The following is a 17,369-nucleotide window of genomic DNA, read 5'->3' as shown; positions in this document are numbered from 1 at the left end:
AGGTTGCGAAGCTCGGCGGATACTTGGCGCGAAGTCATGATCCCCCTCCCGGAAATATCGTGATGTGGAGAGGGTGGCGGCGCCTCCTGGATATGTCGGTGGGCTATAATCTCGCTATCAAAGATGTGGGTAATTGAAAGGTTACAGACCCCCTTACATTTCCTGTTTATAATTCCGAAAAATCACACAGCCCTACCGCCGTGTCACCTCGGCGATGATCTGGCGGGCCTTGGCATTTGCCGCCTCCAGCGTGATCTTCCCGTCGGCGAGGTCCTGCGCCGCGCTCATCAGGCCTTCGGCGCTGGCCGAGCCGGTATCCGCCACTTCGCGCACCGAGATGCCGCCGGTGCGGGCGATGACGCCGTCCCACTCCTGGCGCACCACGGCCCAGAAGCCCTTCGTCTTTTCCCAGTAGTCCTCGGCGGGTGCGGCGTTGAAGCCGTCGTAGCGATCGTAGGTGTTCAGCACGATTTCCTGAACATACGGCACCTCCTTGCCGTCCTTCACCGCCAGCTTGATGTTGTCCTGCCAGTGGATCCACCCGGAAGGCGTCGGCGAGTGGCGGTTGATGCCGAGGTACCGGTCATAGATCGGCTTGCGCACCGCATCGCGCCGGGCGAGCGGGCGATAGGTCCAGCTGGAGCGCCAGCGCGGCACGCCGCCTTCTGCCGTCCACTGGCCCCAGCCGCCGTAGCGCGGGCTGTCGTCCACCTGCCACACGGTCTGGGACCAGCGGCCCTTGCGCAGCGCCGGGGGCACCTCTTCCTGCATCCACGTGCCGTTGCCCTTGTAGACGAGCACGGACTCCGGCTCGTAGGTCCAGTCCTGCCGCCAGTGCTTGATCACATGGCTCTTGCCCTCGTGCTGCACCACCAGCAGGTGCTGCAGGCTGATGAAGCGGCCGGTGTCCGCAATCACCTTCACCAGTTCGTGCCCGCCCGAGGTCTTGGTCTCGATGGGGTCGTAGTCCGCCTGCCAGGGCGTCGTCTCGCGGAAATCGAAGTGCACGTTGTACTTGCCCGCCATCGCAAGGATGTGCTGGCGGTCGGCCTCGAACTTCGCCGTGCTCTGCGCGGGCGTGGCTGCCGGAGCATCGGCCCGGGCAGGCGCGGCAAACGCAGGCACTGCGGCGGCAGGCATTGCGGCGGCCAGCGCCAGCGCCATCAGCGGCCGGGCGAGGGCGGTCTTGAAGATCTGCGTGTTCATCTGTCGTCCCCGAATGCTCAGAATTTCACGACCAGAGACGCATTTACGGTGCGCCCCGGCTGGGTAAAGGCGTCGGTGGTGATCGAGCCGTCGGCAACGCCGCGCACATCGCTCCACCACCAGTATTTCCTGTCGAAGATGTTGAAGACGCCGACGCGCAGCGTGGCGGTCTCGGTCACGTTGAAGAACGCGGTGGCGTCGGCGATCACGAACGCGGGCGGCGTGAAGCAGTCCGGCGTGCAGGTCTCGCTGATGCGGCTCTGCTTCTTCCGGGCAGACCACGTCACGAACAGCTGGCCGCCGTAGCGCCCGGTGGCGGGCTCGCGGTAACTGAGGCCGCCCACCACCTTGACGGGGTCGATGCTGGACAGCGGCGTGCGCTCGCCCTCGCCATCCGTCTGGCGGCCCTTGGTGTAGCTGGCCGCAAGGTTCAGGTGGAAGCCGCCGCCCAGCCGCGCGTCCGCCTTGAACTCGAGACCGTGTATGCGAACATTGTCCATGTTCACGAACTGGTACACGGCCGGGTCCAGCGCGGTGAAGCTGCCGCCGGTCATGGCCTGTGTGATGAAGTCCTTGTACCAGCCGATGAACGCGGTCAGGCTGGCCGAAACCCGCGCGCCGCCCAGCGCCACGTCCCGCACGCGCAGGCCGCCTTCCAGCGTGTCGCTGGTCTCGGGCTTCAGGTCCGGGTTGGGCAGGGAGGCATAGTTCATCAGCGGGTTGGAGAACCCGTTGTTCACCTCCGAAGGTGAGGGCGCGCGGAAGCCCGAGGCGTAGTTGGCGAACACGCCGAACTGCGGGTCCACCCACCACACGGCGCCGAACTTGGGCGAGAACGCCTCGCCGCTCTTGGTGGCGAACTGGCCGTGAAATAGGTCATCCGCCTTCGGCTTCAGCTTGTAGTGATCGATGCGCACGGACGGATAGAGCGTGAGCTGCCCGCCGTTGATGGAAATCTCATCCTGCAGGAACAGCCCTGCCAGCGTGAAGTCGGTCAGCGGGAAGGCGCGGCTGGGAAAGGTCTCGCCCACCGGCGGCACCGTGCCGTCCCGCACGCCGGACTGGCGGGTGCGGGAGACGTCCGCGCCCACCTGCACGGCGTGGGCCAGCGCCTCATCGCCGAAGCCCAGTTCCACGAGGCCGTTCGCGCCGTAGATCCGGTTGTCGAACCGGTTGTTGCGGGTGCGGTCCGCCGCCGTGTTGCGGTCCTCCGCCGTGAACTGGCGGGTGCGGCTCTTCTGGTGATAGACCGCCCAGCTCGCCCGGCGCAGGGTGCCGTCGCCCTCATACGTGTGATCGAGGCTGAAGCGCTCGCGCCGGAGCTTGTCGAACGCGGTCACGTCGAGCAGGCTGGTGGAGGTCAGCGGCGGCACCGCAATGGCGCTCAGCACATGGGTGTCGGTCTCCCGATCCTGATAGTCGTAGGTCAGGCGCACGCGATGGCCGTTGTCCGGAGCCCACACCGCCTTGGCCAGCACGGCGTTGCTGTCGTTCGCCTGCGGGTTCGGCGCGGTGCGGTTGGCGTTGGCCTCCTCGTTCCCGCCCTTGTTGTCCTGCTCCTCGCTGTCGCGCCGGGTGTAGGCCACCATCAGCGAAAAATCGCCCGAGCGGCCCGCCAGCATCAGGCTCTTGGCCCAGCCGTCATCCGCGCCCGTATAGCCAAGGCGCGCCCGCCCGCCGATGCTCTGCCCGGCGCGCAGCACGTCGTCCGGATCCTTGGTCATGAAGCTGACCGCGCCCGCAAGGCCATCCGAGCCGTAGAGCGTGGAAGCCGGGCCGCGCAGAATCTCCACGGACTTGATGAGGTCGAGATCCGCATAGTCGCCGCGCCCGACGCTTTGCGCGCCGAAGGCGAAGGCCTCCGGCATGCGGATGCCGTCGGTCTGGATCATCACCCGGTTGCCCTCAAGGCCACGGATGTTGAAGCCGGCGTTGCCGTCCCGGCCCGTTGAAGAGAACGCGCCGGTGAAGCGGGCCGGCTGGCTGCGCACGGAGACGCCCGGCTCGAACCGCACCAGGTCCTTGATGTCCTCAACCAGGTTGTCCTCGATTTCTTGGCTGGCGATCACGCTGACCGTCACCGGCACGTCGAGCACGGTCTTGGGCGATCGGGTGGCCGAGACCGTCATCTGGCCGAGCCGTTCCACCCAGGCGATGCCGTCCATATCCTGCGCCCGGGCAGGCGGGGCGAGCAGGGCAAACGCAATGGCCAGAGACGCACAGGCCGGCTTTCCGGCGAGACGGAGTCCGGGCGCGGCCGGCGGCAGGCTCAGCCGGGCGGCGCACGCACGAGGTTGCGGTTGAGACACGAGTGTAATCCCCAGTTGAATCGTTCTGTTTGCTTGAAAACTGCGGCATTCATGCGAATGCAAACGAGTCGCAAGAGTGATTCATAAAAAGGGGCATTCGTTTCGTCAACAATATGTTTGTAAGAATCATTTGCAAGAATAGCGGCCGGGCAGACAGAGTTCATGCGCCCGGATACGTCGGGGTTTTCCCGGCGGCGGTCTCTCCCCAGCCTGACATGCCACAAGACGACAGCGCTTTTTTCGCAGTGCCAGTGAACCTTGGTCAGAGAGCCTTAGCCAGAGAGGGAAACGGATTTCCAGCGCCAGCCGAATGGGAAGGACAGGGGCCAGCAGCCGGATGTCAGGCGCTGTCGCCCCTTCAGCGCATCGGCGCGGATGCGGCGGCAAGCGCAGGCAGGCTCAGGAGGACCGGTTGGCGTTGGAGAACACGAAGCCGATGGCCGTGCCCACCACCAGCGAGATCAGCCCCGTGGCCCAGGCCCGCAGCTCCGCGTCCCCCAGGTAGAGCGAGACGATGAGAAAGGTCGTGCCGATGGCCAGCGCGCCGCCGGCAATCCACGCTCCGGCCTTGATGCGGATGAGTTCTCCCCGGTTCTCGACCACGCTGTCGGGCTTGATGACCTCATCGGATTGAATGATCTGGGTCATGCATCCTCTCCAGCGGCCTGCTCAGGCTCGTCATCCGCACGCTCTGGAACCAGCTCCGCAACACGCTTGCGCCGGGCTCGCCCGCACGCTCTACCCGCACACTCTGCCCGCCGGTCCCCACTCCCGGCCCGTTTTTTGTTACCGATCTGCTCTCACAGCCAGACCATCAATCCGCTTCCAGGTACGCTTGCCGTTCAGCTCAGAATGCCCACAATCTCCACGTCCAGCTTGGCGGGATCGGAGACGAAGCCGATGTGGCTGCGGCCCCGGTCCTTCTGCTGGCGGTACGCCTTCATGACCGAAAGCGCCCGACGGATGATCTCCGTCTTGGTGGTCGCCTCCTCCTGCGCCAACGCTTCAAGAAACGCGGCCACGTCCTGGCTCAGTTCGATGTTCATGCGAACTTTGGCCATTCTTTGCTCTCCTGACCATGCGCCCCCGAGCAGACGGGGATTGGCACACACTGCGCCGTATCAGGCGCATATTATGTGCAATTTTTGCGCATAATCAATGTAAGAGCAACAAACAGCCTATCCCCGGCAGGGGATGCCCTCTTGCGGCGGCCCCTGTGACGCAGGCCGGCCAGCAGTCCTCCCCCCTGTCGACCCCCAGGCGCAGTCCTGGCCCGAACCCGGCAGAGACGCTGCAATTCCGCCGATCCGGGCGCAATTCGCCTCCGCGTCCGGAGCCATAACCCCGACTGCAACGGCGCGGTTGGTCAGGCCTCTGGCCGCCTCAAGGAAACCAGTAAGGCCCCCCTGAAAGACAAACCCCAGAATCATCGCGGCCATCAGGGCAATGATGCTCAGAATACCCAACTCCCCCATCGCTGCACCCCCCACTGCACTCATGGCCGCCTCCCTCGCTTGAGCCGTTCTTCACCCCATCTCAACGCAACCACAACGAAGAACATATCAGGAACATTTTGGGTGTGTCAAGTTGCGTTCGCCTGTGGGGCCGGATCTTATGGTCGTAGATCCGGCCCTAAATCGAACGCATTACAGGGCAAGCTCAGCCATGCCGGGCTCAGGGAGTCAGCACCACCTTGGTCACGTCGTTCTGCTGGTGGGCAAAGATATCGTAGCCCTCCGCGGCCTCATCCAGCGGCATCCGGTGGCTGATCACGAACGAGGGGTCGATCTCCCCGTTCTGGATGCGCTCGAGCAGCGGGCGCAGGTAGCGCTGCACGTGGGTCTGGCCCATCTTGAAGGTCAGGCCCTTGTTGAAGGCCGCGCCCATCGGCACCTTGTCCAGCATGCCGCCGTAAACGCCGGCCAGCGAGATGGTGCCGCCCTTGCGGCAGGCGAGAATCATCTGGCGCAGGGCGTGGGGCCGGTCGGTCGCCAGCATCACGGCGGCCTTGGCCCGGTCCAGCATGTTGTCCGGCGTCAGGCCGTGGGCTTCCATGCCCACCGCGTCAAGGCAGGCGTCGGGCCCGCGCCCGCCGGTCGTCTCGCGCAGGGCGTCCAGAATGTTGGTTTCCTCGAAGTTCATCGGCTCGGCGCCCGCCTCGGCCGCCATGGCTAGGCGCGTCGGGTGGTGGTCGATCGCAATCACCCGTCCGGCCCCCAGCATGAACAGGGAGCGGATCGCGAACTGCCCCACCGGGCCGCAGCCCCACACCGCCACCGTGTCGCCGGGTTTTATATTGCAGTTCTCGGCGGCCATGTAGCCGGTCGGGAAGATGTCGGTCAGGAACAGCACCTTTTCGTCGGGCATCCCGTCGGGCACCTTCATGCAGCCCACGTCGGCGAAGGGCACGCGCACCAGTTCGGCCTGTCCGCCCGCGTAGCCGCCCAGCATGTGCGAGTAGCCGAAGATCGCCGAGGGGGTGTAGCCGTACATGGTGGAGACGATCTCCGCCCCGTCGGTCGTATTGGAATTGTCGCACAGGGAAAAATGGTCGGTCTTGCAGAAGAAGCAGTTGCCGCAGGCGATGGTGAACGGCACCACCACCCGGTCGCCCTTCTTCAGGTTCTTCACCTCCCGGCCCACGTCCACCACTTCGCCCATGAACTCGTGGCCGAGGATATCGCCCGATTTCATGGTGGGGATATAGCCGTCATAGATGTGCAGGTCCGAGCCGCAGATGGCGGTGGAGGTCACCCGGATGATGGCATCCCGGGGCTTCACGATTTCCGGGTCGGGCATGTTCTCCACCCGGACATCCTTTTTGCCGTGCCAGACGAGCGCGCGCATGAAAGTCTCCTTTTCCTTCCCGAGCGGGGGCCTTTTGCGCTGATGCGGAAAACCGGCCCGAAAAAGCGTTGCGGAAATTTCCGGGTCTGCCCCGGGTCAGGCTCTGATCAGCCGTTGATGATGCTCTGCGGCAGGTTGGCCGAAATCTCTCCGGCTTCCATCAGCTGCTTGAAGCGCCGCAGGTCCCGGCGCAGCTGAATGCCCGGCTCGCGCCGCAGCAGCTTGGCCAGCATGCGGCCGGTCTGCCCTGCGGGCGGCTCGTAAAGAATGAGGGCGTGCACCTCGGTGCCCCGGTCTTCCCCCGCATCGCGGAATTCGATCCAGCCCGTGTTCTTCACCATCGCCTTGTCTTCCGAAGACCAGGCGATGCGCTGGCCGGGCAGATCTTCCGTCACCATGGCCTTCCACTTGATGGTCACGCCCGCCGGACCGCGCACCGACCACTCCGAATGGGTGTCGTCGATCACGTCCACCTTTTCCACGTTTTCCAGAACGTCGGAGAGGTTCGCGAAATTCCGCCAGTAGTCGTAAAGCTCCTGGCGCGGACGGTTGATCGTCACCGCCCAGGACACGGCGGCGGCGGTGCTCCAGCCCCGGCGTCGGGCTTCGTCCTTCTCCAGCTGGCTGGGGGTCAGGGCGCGGCGCACCGGGGCCATGCCGGTAGCGCCCCGGGCAATCAGAACGCTGCCTGCAAGGCCCGCAAGGCAGCCCAGCACGCCGCCGCGCCGGATGGCCCATCCGGCGAGCAAACCGCCTGCGGCAACGGAAAGAGCCCGTTCCGGGCCGCGCATGTGCAGGCGCGGGCTCACGCGTGCGCCGGCCGGTGTGCCGGCGTCCAGGTCTTCAATGCGGGGATTGGTCGGGCGATCCACGGCGTTGTCTCCCTCATTGAGCGATATGAAATGATTGAATAAGTCAGCCGATAGTCCGGCTTTTCCGATTTGGGGTCGTTGGATCAAACGACGCGCCAGCGCAGCCGTTCCCCACAGCCGTCAGCCGCATCGGCGCGTCGGCTTTCCAGGGGCGGCCAGACAAACCTCCCGCATTCACCAGTAGATGCCCTCTAGGCAGCGGTGCCATGGCGAAACGTTCGTCTCCCATGGGCGGGCGGCCTTCTCTGTCCGTTTTCTGGCCGCCCGCCGGGTAGGAAAAATTCATGCAGCGCACATCCCTGTCGCTTCCCCATTTCCTGACCGCGGTCGTGGTCATGTTCATCTGGGGCACGAACTTCGTCATCATCCGCTTCGGCCTTGAAGACCTGCCGCCGCTGCTGATGGCGGCGCTGCGGTTCGCCTTCGTCTTTTTCCCCATGGCCCTCTTTTTGCCGAAGCCCCGGGTGGCGTGGGGCAGGCTGGCCAGTTACGGGGTCCTCATCGGCGCGCTGCAATTCGGGCTCTTGCTCGTGGCATTGCGCAAAGACATCTCGCCCGGCCTCGCCTCCATCGTGGTGCAGGCCCAGGTGTTCTTCACCATCGGCCTTGCCATCCTGTTCGACAAGGAGAAGGTCCTCCTTCATCAGTGGGTGGCGGTCGGCCTCGCGGTCGGCGGCATGGTGCTCATCGGCATCAAAGGCGGGGGAGACGCCACCGCCCTCGGGCTGACCTTGGCGCTGCTCTCCGCGTTTTGCTGGGCGCTCGGCAATATCGTCGCCCGCGCCGCACCGGGGGTGAACATGCTGGCCTTCGTGGTCTGGTCCGGGCTGTTCGCCGCCGTGCCGCTCTTCATCGCCTCCCTGCTGCTGGAAGGGCCGGAGGCAATTTCGGCGGGGTTTGCGGCGGCGGGTCCGGCCACATGGGGCGCTGTGCTGTGGCAGTCCGCCGGCAACAGCCTGTTCGGCTATGCGGTCTATGGCTGGCTGCTCGCCCGCTACCGGGCGGCCAGCGTCGCGCCGCTCACGCTGCTGGTTCCGGTGTTCGGCCTCACCGCGTCCGTCCTGGTGCTGGGGGAGGGGCTGCCCGGCTGGAAGATCACCGCCGCCGTCATGGTCATCGGCGGGCTCGTCATCAACCAGTTCTGGCCCGCCGCCGCGCGCGTCCTGCTGCCTGCGCCGACCCGGAGCTGACCCGCGCCGGACCATGCCCGGTCCGTCCCGCGTCATGCAATCCCGGCATGCACGGCATGCCGTCAGACCCTTTGCAGTCCGGCCGCCAACCTGCCAAATAGCGTCAGACGTCAGGCGCTTATCCGCCGCAAGGATGGGCAAGCCGCCGCTGCCGGTCGGAGCACCCCCTTGTCGCGCACCTCCCTGTCGCTTCCCCACCTCCTTCTCGCACTGGCCATCATGGCGGTGTGGGGCACCAATTTCGTCGTCATCCGCTTCGGGCTCAATCACCTGCCGCCGCTGCTGTTCGCGGCGCTGCGGTTTACAATCGCATTTCTGCCTGCCGCCCTGTTCATCCGCCGGCCGAGGGTGCCTCTGGTCCGGCTCGCCTCCTATGGCCTTCTCATCGGCGCGGGGCAGTTCGGCCTGCTCTTCATCGCCATGAAGTCGGACCTGTCGCCGGGTCTGGCCTCGCTCATCCTCCAGAGCCAGGCGTTCTTCACCGTCGGGCTCGCCATCCTTTTGTCGGGCGAGCGACTGCGCCCGCACCAGTGGGCGGCGGTCGCCATGGCCGCTGCCGGCATGGCGCTGATCGGGTACCTGGGCGGGGGCGATGCCACGCCGCTCGGCCTTGCGCTCGGGCTGGTGGCGGCGCTGTGCTGGGCGGGCGGCAATGTGGTGGCGCGCTCAACGCCGGGGGTGAATATGCTGGCCTATGTGGTCTGGTCCAGCATGTTCGCCGCGCCGCCGCTGTTCCTGCTCTCGTTCCTGTTCGAAGGCCCGGCCGCCATGACAGCAGGACTCGCCTCGGCCGATGCCGCCACATGGGCGGCGGTGGTCTGGCAGTCGGTCGGCAACAGCATGTTCGGCTATGCCGCCTTCGGCTGGCTGCTCTCCCGCTACCCGGCGGCCAGCGTTGCGCCCATGAGCCTGCTCGTGCCCGTGTTCGGCATGGGGGCCTCCGCCCTGCTCCTGGGCGAGAGCCTGCCCCTCTGGAAATTCGCCGCCGCCGCGCTGGTCATCGGCGGGCTTGTGGTCAATCAGTTCTGGCCCGCCGGGCGGCGGATCACACCGGCCTGAGGGCTTACAACAGCTGCGTGCCCCGCCGCAGGGCGGCCAGCACGTCGCCGTCCACCACGTAAACCGCGTGGCGCTGCGCGCCCCGGTTCACATGGTTGCGCACCCAGCCCTCGTAGTGCCGCTTCACGTACCCGGCCTTCACAAGGTCAGAGACGGCGTGGGAGATGTTGGTCTTGGAACTGTTGCGAATGCGGGTCTGAAGTGCGCGCTCCACCAGCCGTTCGGCTTCCTCCGGATCGTGCGGCAGTTCCTTTTTCATCTCCGCCATCAGGCGGCGGCGCAGGTCGGCGCGGCGGCGCTCGTCCTGCCCAAGCGGGGCAAGGCAGTCGCTCAGCCAGTCGCGCACGGAGATGTGCTCATTGCCCTTCCGCACGTAGGGCCCGGCCTTGCCGTCCGGCCCGGCGATCTCCGAAATCAGGTTCAGCACCATGAAGGCGTAGCGCGGCCTGCGCGACACCTCGGCCAGTGTCGTGACGATCTGGCCCACGCCGATCGTGCCTGCTCCCATGACGTCCTCTTTCCAGAATCGTGCTCGCCTCAGAACAAAACACATACGAACTGGTTTGAAAAGCACTGAAATCAAGGGGAAACCAACAAGTGTCATATATGACACTTTATCGAAGCGCGACCCAGAGTGTCACGCACCGGCCCCAAGCCGGTTCATCCTCCCGTAACAATGGCGCCGCTATCGCGGCCGGAGATTGTTGGGGAAGGATCTCAACGCCTCGCCCCGTAAAGGAAGCGTGCGGCACCGGTTCGCCTCGCCCCTGTTTCGGGGCGGCCCGGTCCTGCCGCTGGTGTACTCTTTTGTGGTCGAAGTAAAACATGACGCACTTCAAGCCTGCTGCCCTGGCGATCGCGGTTGCCTGTGTCCACAGCCCGGTCGCCGCCCAGGTCTCCCCCAGGCCGGACCCCACCGGCGCGGACTTTGCCGAGCTCTACGAGGAAGACGAGATCATCGTCACCGCCAGCCAGACCGAATATGGCGCGGTGCTGGGCGATGCGAAGCCGGAGCTGCGCTTCAACGCCGGTGACGTCATGTCGTTCGGCGTATCCTCCATCGGAGAGCTGCTGGAAGAGCTGAACCCTCAGGTGGACGGCGGCACCGAGAGTCCGGTTTTCCTGCTCAACGGCAAGCGGCTGAAGAACATCGGTGAGATCCGCCGCTACCCGGCCCGCGCCATCATGCGCGTGGACGTGTTCCCGCCGGACGTTGCCGTGCGCTACGGCTACCCGCCCACCCAGAAGGTGCTGAACATCGTGCTGCGCCCGCGCTTCCGCGAGAATTCCGTGGAAGTGGAGGGCACCGTCTCTGACCAGTTCGATCACGGCAGCCAGGGCGTCACCGCGACCTCGCTGCTCATCAACCAGGACAAGCGCACGTTTTTGTCTGCCGGCTACAGCCGCTCCGACAAGTTGCTGGCGTCCGAGCGCCTCAGCAACGGGCGCTACAACAGCCAGCCCTTTTCGCTCCAGGGCAATATCGGCCCGGCGGAGGGGAACAGCGAGATCGACCCCGCCCTGTCCGGTCTGGTCGGCGCGCCGGTCGACATCGCCGCCCTGCCGGAGTGGGACGGCGCGCTGTCGCTGGATGACTTTGCCCGGACGGCCAATCAGCGCAGCGTCACGGACCTCAACCAGTACCGCACGCTGCTGCCCTCCAGCCGCACGCTTGAGGGCGCGGCCTCCATCACCGGCAAGCTGGGGGAGGATATCAACGCCACCGCCAGCCTGAACCTTGAACAGACCCGCAGCACCAATCTCGTGGGCCTCGCCGGCTCCTCCCTGCCGATCTCGGGCACCAACCCGTACAGCCCGTTCAACGAGGACGTGACGCTGTACCAGTACATCGGCAACAGCCCGCTCGAGCGCCGCGCCCGCAACACCAACGTCGAGGCGACCACCACCGCCAACGGCACCCATGACGGCTGGAACTGGGATTTCGAGGCCGGCCTGACCTATGGCCGCCAGAACCTGCGCGCCGATCGCGGACTGGATGATGACCTGCTGCGCGCCGAAATCGAGAACGGCGCAGGCGCGCTCAACCCGTTCAATCTGGCCGGGCAGGACCTTGGCCAGTTCGCCGCCTATGACCGCTCGATCGAGACTTCGCGCGTCCTTCAGGCCAGCCTGCTCGGCTCGCGCATGCTGGGCCGCACCGAGGCGGGGGAGATCACCACCTCGCTCAACCTGGAAACCCAGCACCAGCGCCTGAAGAACGAGGTGACGGACGGCGCGGCGGACCGCAGCCGCACCGGCCAGTATCTCACCACCAGCGGCACGGCCAGCCTCAGCATCCCGCTGCTCTCGGCTGACAAGGATCTGGGCTCGCCCATCGGCGGCGTGACTGTCTCCCCTTATGTGGGGTTCGACACCTCCGGCAAGTTCGGCACTCGCATGTCGTGGGGCGCCGGCGTCATGTGGGCGCCGCACAGCAACGTGCAGGTCACGGTGAACTACAGTGACGATGCGGTTTACCCCACCATGTCGAACCTCTACGGCATCGAATTCCAGTTGCCGGGCGAGCTGATCTACGACCCCGTTCTCGGGCAGATCGTCAGCGCCACGGAAATCTCCGGCGGCAATGCGGACCTGCGCCCGGGTCGGCAGGAAATGGTAAAGGCCAACCTCTCGCTGCGCCCGTTCACCGGCAAGAGCTATACCTTCACCGCCAGCTTCACCCAGAGCACGCTGCACAACGGCGTCACCCGGTTCCCGGACCCCACGTCGGAACTGGAAGCCCAGTTCCCGTCCCGCTTCGTGCGCGGTGAGAACGGCGAACTGCTGGCGTTCGACAGCCGCCCGGTCAACGCCTACCGCAGCAAGCAGACCCGCCTGCGCTTCGGCATTAACGCCACGTGGCGCGTCACCGAGGAAGGCATCACGGCGGATTCCAGTCGCGGCGGCCCTCCGCGCGGCTTCGGCGGACGCGGCGGCAGCGGCGAAATGCAAAGCCGGGCCGAGAGCATGGGCCAGCCCCGCTCCGACCGGCCGGATGGCAACCGTCCCGGCGAAGGCGGCCCGCCGCCGGGCATCGGCGCGGCCGGTGCCAGTATTCCGGGGCTGGGGCAGGGGGACAGGCCCCGGCGCTCCCCGCCGGGTCGCATCCGCTTCGGCCTTTATTACAACTGGAACCTCGAGCAGGAGCTTCAGCTGTTCAAGGGCGGCGAGACGCTCGATCTGCTGAACGGCGAGGGCGCTGGCTCGCGCAGCGGCATGTCCCCCCACGTCATCGATCTCCAGCTGGGCTATTCCAAGGCCGGCACGGGCATCACGCTCAAGGGCTCGTGGAACTCGCCGCAGACAATCAACCGTGATCTGGCCACCGGCCGGTTCGCCAGGATCAAGAGCTACTATTCGCTCGATGTGCGCGTCTTCAAGAACTTCAGCCCGCGTGACTGGCAGGGCACCTTCCTCAGCGGCGTGCATCTCTCGCTCGAGGCGGAGAACCTGACCGACACCACGCCCAGGATCGTGGGCGCGAACGGCTATGTCACCAACGAGGAAAACGCCGGGCGCTACCTCGGCCGCACCTTCATGCTGAAGGCGCGCAAGTCCTTCTAAAGCAGCTTTCGAGCAGGACGGCATGTCCTGCGGTTAAGAAAGTGCGACCACCAAAAGACTTGAGAGCCCCGATCCGATTGCATCAGATCGGGGCTCTGATCAGGAAACGCACCGGGCGTCGGCATGGCGCACTCCGTCACGCCGCCGCCCAGTGCTCCTTCAACACGAAATGGGTGCTGACGGTGGCGACGCCCGGCACTTTCGCAACAGCGGCGCGCACCGCCTCAAGGGCTGCGGTGGAGGCCGCCTCCACCGTCAGCATCAGATCAACGGGGCCTGCCAGCGCAAGGCAGGCCTGAATTTCCGGCAGGGTTTTCAGGTGCGGCAGCACATGTTCGCACTGGAAGCCCGGCTTGAAGGAAATGGCCATCAGCGCCCGCGTGTGGGCCGGGCCGGTGCCGCCCAGCCGAACGGTATAGCCACGAATGACCCCGCGCTTCTCCAGCCGTTGCAGCCGGTCCTGCGTCGCGCTGCGGGACAGGCCGACCCGCCGCGCCAGCGAGACGATGCTCTCTCGCGCGTTGTCCTTGAGCGCTGCGATCAGGATCCGGTCCTTCGGGTCCATCTCATCCGGTTGCAGTGTCTGTTCCGTCATTCTGACGCCCCCAAACCGTCATCCTTACGGCTCGCAACCGGTTGTGCCCGAGTGCCATTCTCCCGTCCAGTCATCCGACGCCGACAGGAGAAACAGATGCAGTCCTTGCCCAGAGACGCCGCCCTCGTGCTCATCGACGTACAGCAGGGCTTTTTCGATCCCAGCTGGGGAGAGCGCAACAACCCGCAGGCCGAAGCCAACATTTCCCGCTTACTTTCCGCGTGGCGCAACGCGCAGCGCCCGGTCTTCCATGTGCATCACGACAGCCGCTCGCCAGCGGGGTGCTTCCGCCCCGGCACGCCAGGCAATCTGCCCAAGGCGGAGGCCGAGCCGCTGCCGGGCGAGCCTGTCCATCACAAGCAGGTGAACAGCGGTTTCATCGGCACTACGCTGGAGGCGGACCTGCGCGCGGCGGGCCTCTCGACGCTGGTGATCGTCGGCCTCACCACAAACCACTGCGTCTCCACCACCGCGCGCATGGCGGGCAATCTGGGGTTCAATACCTTCGTGGTGTCGGATGCCACCGCCACTTTTGCGCGCAGGCATATCGACGGTCGCCTGCGCTCCGCCCAGGACGTTCACGACGCCGCGCTCAGCGATCTGAATGAGGAGTTCGCCACCATCGTGACGACAGATGCGGTACTGGCGGCGGCAGATGCGGAAGCCACCGCCGCCAGAGCGATCAGGCTACGCGCCGACGCCTGATTCCAAGACCCGTAAGCCCGGCTCCCAGCGCCACCAGTGCAAGGGGGCCGGGTTCGGGAACGACTGCATATTCGCGCACGAGCCAGCTGCCGTAGAACGTCAAAGGCGGTGGAGTTGCCTCGACGACGGTGCTGGAGACAGCAGCTCCGAGGGTGTAGCCGCAGCAGTCGTGATCCCATCGCCGCCAGAGATAGGCAGAAAGCCACTGGCCCGATGTCCCGTAACTCTCGGCCGTATACCCCCAGCTTCTCTCATCAAGGCCGAAGCGATCGGTGACGCCCACCAGATCGATCAGCGCGACGATGGGTTCGACGATTTCCATGTCATACGTGTAACCAGGCTCGTCTGCCGAACCGGTTGAGACAACACCAGCACTTCGCCAGAGCGAGAAGACTTCCTGTGTCGTTGCCCGTCGCCAGCCGAACAGATCACCGCCAGAGGAAAGCCGTGCGTCGGTTTCCGCAAGCGTTCCCATGCTGATATCCAGATCCAGCCAGTCCAGTCCCGTAATGGTATCCCGAGTGATAGTGCTGGTGCCAAACGAGCTGTCGAGCTCAATCAGTGCAGCCTGTCCAGGCTGGCCGGCACAGGCCACGCCCAGGGTGAACGCCATTGCGAGGGCGAAGCGGCTGATCAGGCTCCCGGATATGCGTGACGCAGTCCAGCGCTGAAACATGACGAGGGCCTCCCTTCCCACCTGTTCAATCGGTCCAGCAGAGAAGGCAAGTTTCGGGCCAATATGGTTAATTATAATAATTAAATATGCTTAGGTCTCGACGCGCCTCGGGCCGGGGGTTGAAGTGTAAGGGTTCTCGACAGCCGGTCCGCCGGGTATCTGCGGATCGCGTCCGCCAACGCAGGAATAGGAGGCGGTGTTGGCACCGCCGCCCAAGGCTTTCAAGCCACGCGCCGACGCCTGATGCCGAAGCCTGCCAGCCCGGCGCCCAGCGCCAGCAATGCAAAGGGCGCCGGCTCGGGCACATCAGTGAAGTCGCGCACCAGCCAGTTCTGGTAAGGCTCGCAGCAGGGAAGGGCCGGGTTGGCCTCACGCTCGGTCCAGATGGACGCGGCGGCCTGCGTGAACTGCTCGAGATCACTGTCCCAGTACCGCGCAAGGAAGGCCGTGTACCATGTGCCCGGCGTCTCTCCGGGCTCGGCCGTGAAGCCATGCGTGAAGTCGACGGAGGGGTGAGCCTGCCACAGGCCGAGGTTGTTCATCAGGGCATCGACGGCCGCCACATAGGCCGGGTCGCTGCTCAGCGCCGGGCTGTCGCCCGTGCCCGTGACGGCAATGCCCGCATGGTCCCAGAAGGTGACCACTTCATCTGTGGTCGCGCGCCGCCAGCCGAACAGATCCCCGCCGGGTGCCAGCCGTTCGTTGGTCTCGTCGATGAAACCGTGGGTGTAGCGCAGGTCGAGCCACTCGAGGCCGGTATCCGTGTCCCGGGTGATCGAGTCTGCCCCGAAGGAACTGTCGAGTTCGATCAGCGCCGCTGCTGCCGGCTGGCTGGTGGAGGCCACGCCCACAATGACCGCAAACGCCAGAGCAAACCGCTCCAGCGGGGACCTGAACCTGCTCACTGACGACCAAAGCGCAGACATAAAGTGCCTTCCTCCCTGTGTGCCGAATGCACAGGGAGGCAAAGCAAGTTTTACGCCAGAATAAATATACGAAGCGGTTATGGCCGCTTGGCCTCAAGCCGTTTCAGCGCAGTCGGGAGGATCGTAAAAGCGGCCGACAGATGGTCCGGTTTTACTTCTCCCGGTCCGCCTTGGCGCGGTAGGCCTTGTAGTCCGCAAGGTCGCCGTCGAAGACCGAGACCTTGCCCTTGTCCACCAGCCAGTACTTGTCCACCACGGTCTCGATCAGCGCCGTATCGTGGGAGACGAGAACGACGGCACCCTCGAAGTCCTGAAGCGCGAGCGTCAGGGCTGCGCGCACTTCCAGGTCCAGGTGGTTGGTCGGCTCGTCCAGCAGCAGCAGGTTGGGCCGCTGCCACACGATCGTCGCCAGCACGAGGCGGGACTTCTCGCCGCCCGACATCTCGCCGGTCGCCTGGAATGCCTTCTGGTCCGTAAAGCCGAAGCCGCCCAGGAACGTGCGCAGATCCTGATCCCGCGCGGTCGGCGCAATCTGCTGCATGTGCCAGAGCGCAGACATTTCCGGGCGCAACAACTCCAGCTGGTGCTGGGCGAAGTAGCCGAACTTGATGCGCTTGTCGCGCACCAGCCGCCCTTCCTTGGCCTCAAGCTCGCCGGCAATCAGCTTGATGAGCGTGGATTTACCCGCGCCGTTGCGGCCCAGCAGACCCACGCGGGTGCCGGCTGTCACGCGCAGCCCGATGTTCTTGAGGATGATCTTCTCGCCGTAGCCCACCGCCACCTTTTCGGCTTCGATGAGCGTCTGCGACATGGATTCCGGCTCGCGGAACTGGAAGCTGAACGGGCTGTCCACGTGGGCGGCGGCCACGCGCTCCAGCTTGGCCAGCGCCTTGATGCGGCTCTGCGCCTGCCGGGCCTTGGTGGCCTTGGCACGGAAGCGCTCGATGAAGCTCTCGATGTGGGCGATCTGGCGCTGCTGCTTCTCGAACATCGACTGCTGCTGTTGCAGCCGCTCGGCGCGCTGGCGCTCATAGTCGCTGTAGGTGCCGGTGTAGAGGGTCAGCTGCTGGCCCTTGATCTCCAGAACCCGGTCCACCACCGCATCGAGGAAATTGCGGTCGTGCGAGATGAGAAGCACCGTGCCTTCGTAGCTCTTCAGCCAGTCCTGCAGCCACATCACCGTCTCGAGGTCGAGGTGGTTGGTCGGCTCGTCGAGCAGCAGCAGCTCGGAGCGGCACATCAGGGCGCGGGCCAGGTTGAGGCGCATGCGCCAGCCGCCCGAGAAGGAGGAGACGGGCTCGTACTGTCCGTCTTCGGAGAAGCCGAGGCCGGTCAGAAGTTCAGCGGCGCGCGCTTCCACCGAATAGGCGTCGATGCGCAGCAACTCTCCGTGAATGCGGCCGATCTCGTAGCCGTCGTC

General features: G+C 65.5%; 15 protein-coding genes. 4 read left to right on the top strand and 11 right to left on the bottom strand.

The window, feature by feature from the left end; translation table 11 throughout:
• Positions 1-192 precede the first annotated feature (192 nt).
• The 6 genes from VIG90_RS14570 to VIG90_RS14545 form a co-directional block, all read right to left on the bottom strand.
• On the bottom strand, positions 193-1,206 hold the full coding sequence (locus VIG90_RS14570) for a DUF6607 family protein (RefSeq protein WP_331594249.1): 1,014 nt from the start codon (positions 1,204-1,206) through the stop codon (positions 193-195).
• A gap of 17 nt (positions 1,207-1,223) precedes the next feature.
• Entirely contained in the window at positions 1,224-3,515 is a 2,292-nt protein-coding gene (locus tag VIG90_RS14565; RefSeq protein ID WP_331594248.1) for a TonB-dependent hemoglobin/transferrin/lactoferrin family receptor, read from the bottom strand.
• A gap of 399 nt (positions 3,516-3,914) precedes the next feature.
• Complete coding sequence (locus VIG90_RS14560) at positions 3,915-4,163, bottom strand: hypothetical protein (protein ID WP_331594247.1); 249 nt, start codon at positions 4,161-4,163, stop codon at positions 3,915-3,917.
• Positions 4,164-4,357: 194 nt separating this feature from the next.
• On the bottom strand, positions 4,358-4,576 hold the full coding sequence (locus VIG90_RS14555) for a ribbon-helix-helix protein, CopG family (RefSeq protein WP_331594246.1): 219 nt from the start codon (positions 4,574-4,576) through the stop codon (positions 4,358-4,360).
• 613 nt (positions 4,577-5,189) lie between these two features.
• On the bottom strand, positions 5,190-6,362 hold the full coding sequence (locus tag VIG90_RS14550) for a zinc-dependent alcohol dehydrogenase (protein ID WP_331594245.1): 1,173 nt from the start codon (positions 6,360-6,362) through the stop codon (positions 5,190-5,192).
• Between the two features lie 107 nt (positions 6,363-6,469).
• Positions 6,470-7,234, bottom strand: a complete 765-nt coding sequence (locus VIG90_RS14545; protein WP_331594244.1) for an SRPBCC family protein — start codon at positions 7,232-7,234, stop codon at positions 6,470-6,472.
• A gap of 284 nt (positions 7,235-7,518) precedes the next feature.
• On the opposite strand from VIG90_RS14545, the gene VIG90_RS14540 reads away from it, so the two are divergent.
• Together VIG90_RS14540 and VIG90_RS14535 are read left to right on the top strand one after the other, a co-directional pair.
• Positions 7,519-8,424, top strand: a complete 906-nt coding sequence (locus VIG90_RS14540; RefSeq protein ID WP_331594243.1) for an EamA family transporter — start codon at positions 7,519-7,521, stop codon at positions 8,422-8,424.
• Between the two features lie 168 nt (positions 8,425-8,592).
• Complete coding sequence (locus VIG90_RS14535) at positions 8,593-9,483, top strand: EamA family transporter (protein WP_331594242.1); 891 nt, start codon at positions 8,593-8,595, stop codon at positions 9,481-9,483.
• Positions 9,484-9,487: 4 nt separating this feature from the next.
• Here VIG90_RS14535 and VIG90_RS14530 read toward each other — a convergent pair whose 3' ends face one another.
• A complete protein-coding gene (locus VIG90_RS14530; protein WP_331594241.1) occupies positions 9,488-9,991 on the bottom strand; it encodes a hypothetical protein in 504 nt (167 codons plus the stop codon).
• A gap of 317 nt (positions 9,992-10,308) precedes the next feature.
• Here VIG90_RS14530 and VIG90_RS14525 point away from each other — a divergent pair, with 317 nt between their 5' ends.
• Positions 10,309-13,047: a hypothetical protein gene (locus tag VIG90_RS14525; RefSeq protein WP_331594240.1), complete on the top strand. Its 2,739-nt coding sequence runs from the start codon at positions 10,309-10,311 to the stop codon at positions 13,045-13,047.
• A gap of 136 nt (positions 13,048-13,183) precedes the next feature.
• Here VIG90_RS14525 and VIG90_RS14520 read toward each other — a convergent pair whose 3' ends face one another.
• A complete protein-coding gene (locus tag VIG90_RS14520) occupies positions 13,184-13,642 on the bottom strand; it encodes an Lrp/AsnC family transcriptional regulator (RefSeq protein WP_331594239.1) in 459 nt (152 codons plus the stop codon).
• A 96-nt stretch (positions 13,643-13,738) separates the two neighbouring features.
• Here VIG90_RS14520 and VIG90_RS14515 point away from each other — a divergent pair, with 96 nt between their 5' ends.
• Positions 13,739-14,347: a cysteine hydrolase family protein gene (locus VIG90_RS14515; RefSeq protein ID WP_331594238.1), complete on the top strand. Its 609-nt coding sequence runs from the start codon at positions 13,739-13,741 to the stop codon at positions 14,345-14,347.
• Here the strand turns inward: VIG90_RS14515 and VIG90_RS14510 are convergent.
• The 3 genes from VIG90_RS14510 to VIG90_RS14500 form a co-directional block, all read right to left on the bottom strand.
• Complete coding sequence (locus tag VIG90_RS14510) at positions 14,325-15,023, bottom strand: PEP-CTERM sorting domain-containing protein (protein WP_331594237.1); 699 nt, start codon at positions 15,021-15,023, stop codon at positions 14,325-14,327. The two genes, VIG90_RS14515 and VIG90_RS14510, sit on opposite strands and share 23 nt — an antisense overlap.
• 221 nt (positions 15,024-15,244) lie before the next feature.
• Complete coding sequence (locus VIG90_RS14505) at positions 15,245-15,949, bottom strand: PEP-CTERM sorting domain-containing protein (RefSeq protein ID WP_331594236.1); 705 nt, start codon at positions 15,947-15,949, stop codon at positions 15,245-15,247.
• Between the two features lie 151 nt (positions 15,950-16,100).
• Positions 16,101-17,369, bottom strand: a 1,269-nt coding sequence (locus tag VIG90_RS14500; RefSeq protein WP_331594235.1) for an ABC-F family ATP-binding cassette domain-containing protein, incomplete at its 5' end; no start/stop codon positions are given.

Source organism: Pedomonas sp. (assembly GCF_036515995.1).
Taxonomy (GTDB): Bacteria; Pseudomonadota; Alphaproteobacteria; order Sphingomonadales; family Sphingomonadaceae; genus Pedomonas.
The sequence above is the reverse complement of the archived record's forward strand: the minus strand, read 5'-3'. Positions and strand labels throughout refer to the sequence as shown.

Excerpts from the sequence above, each read along its gene's own strand:
- VIG90_RS14570 (WP_331594249.1), bottom strand. The coding sequence starts at position 1,206 with ATGAACACGCAGATCTTCAAGACCGCCCTCGCCCGGCCGCTGATGGCG.
- VIG90_RS14560 (WP_331594247.1), bottom strand. The coding sequence starts at position 4,163 with ATGACCCAGATCATTCAATCCGATGAGGTCATCAAGCCCGACAGCGTG.
- VIG90_RS14555 (WP_331594246.1), bottom strand. The coding sequence starts at position 4,576 with ATGGCCAAAGTTCGCATGAACATCGAACTGAGCCAGGACGTGGCCGCG.
- VIG90_RS14550 (WP_331594245.1), bottom strand. The coding sequence starts at position 6,362 with ATGCGCGCGCTCGTCTGGCACGGCAAAAAGGATGTCCGGGTGGAGAAC.
- VIG90_RS14540 (WP_331594243.1), top strand. The coding sequence starts at position 7,519 with ATGCAGCGCACATCCCTGTCGCTTCCCCATTTCCTGACCGCGGTCGTG.
- VIG90_RS14530 (WP_331594241.1), bottom strand. The coding sequence starts at position 9,991 with ATGGGAGCAGGCACGATCGGCGTGGGCCAGATCGTCACGACACTGGCC.
- VIG90_RS14525 (WP_331594240.1), top strand. The coding sequence starts at position 10,309 with ATGACGCACTTCAAGCCTGCTGCCCTGGCGATCGCGGTTGCCTGTGTC.
- VIG90_RS14520 (WP_331594239.1), bottom strand. The coding sequence starts at position 13,642 with ATGACGGAACAGACACTGCAACCGGATGAGATGGACCCGAAGGACCGG.
- VIG90_RS14515 (WP_331594238.1), top strand. The coding sequence starts at position 13,739 with ATGCAGTCCTTGCCCAGAGACGCCGCCCTCGTGCTCATCGACGTACAG.
- VIG90_RS14510 (WP_331594237.1), bottom strand. The coding sequence starts at position 15,023 with ATGTTTCAGCGCTGGACTGCGTCACGCATATCCGGGAGCCTGATCAGC.
- VIG90_RS14505 (WP_331594236.1), bottom strand. The coding sequence starts at position 15,949 with ATGTCTGCGCTTTGGTCGTCAGTGAGCAGGTTCAGGTCCCCGCTGGAG.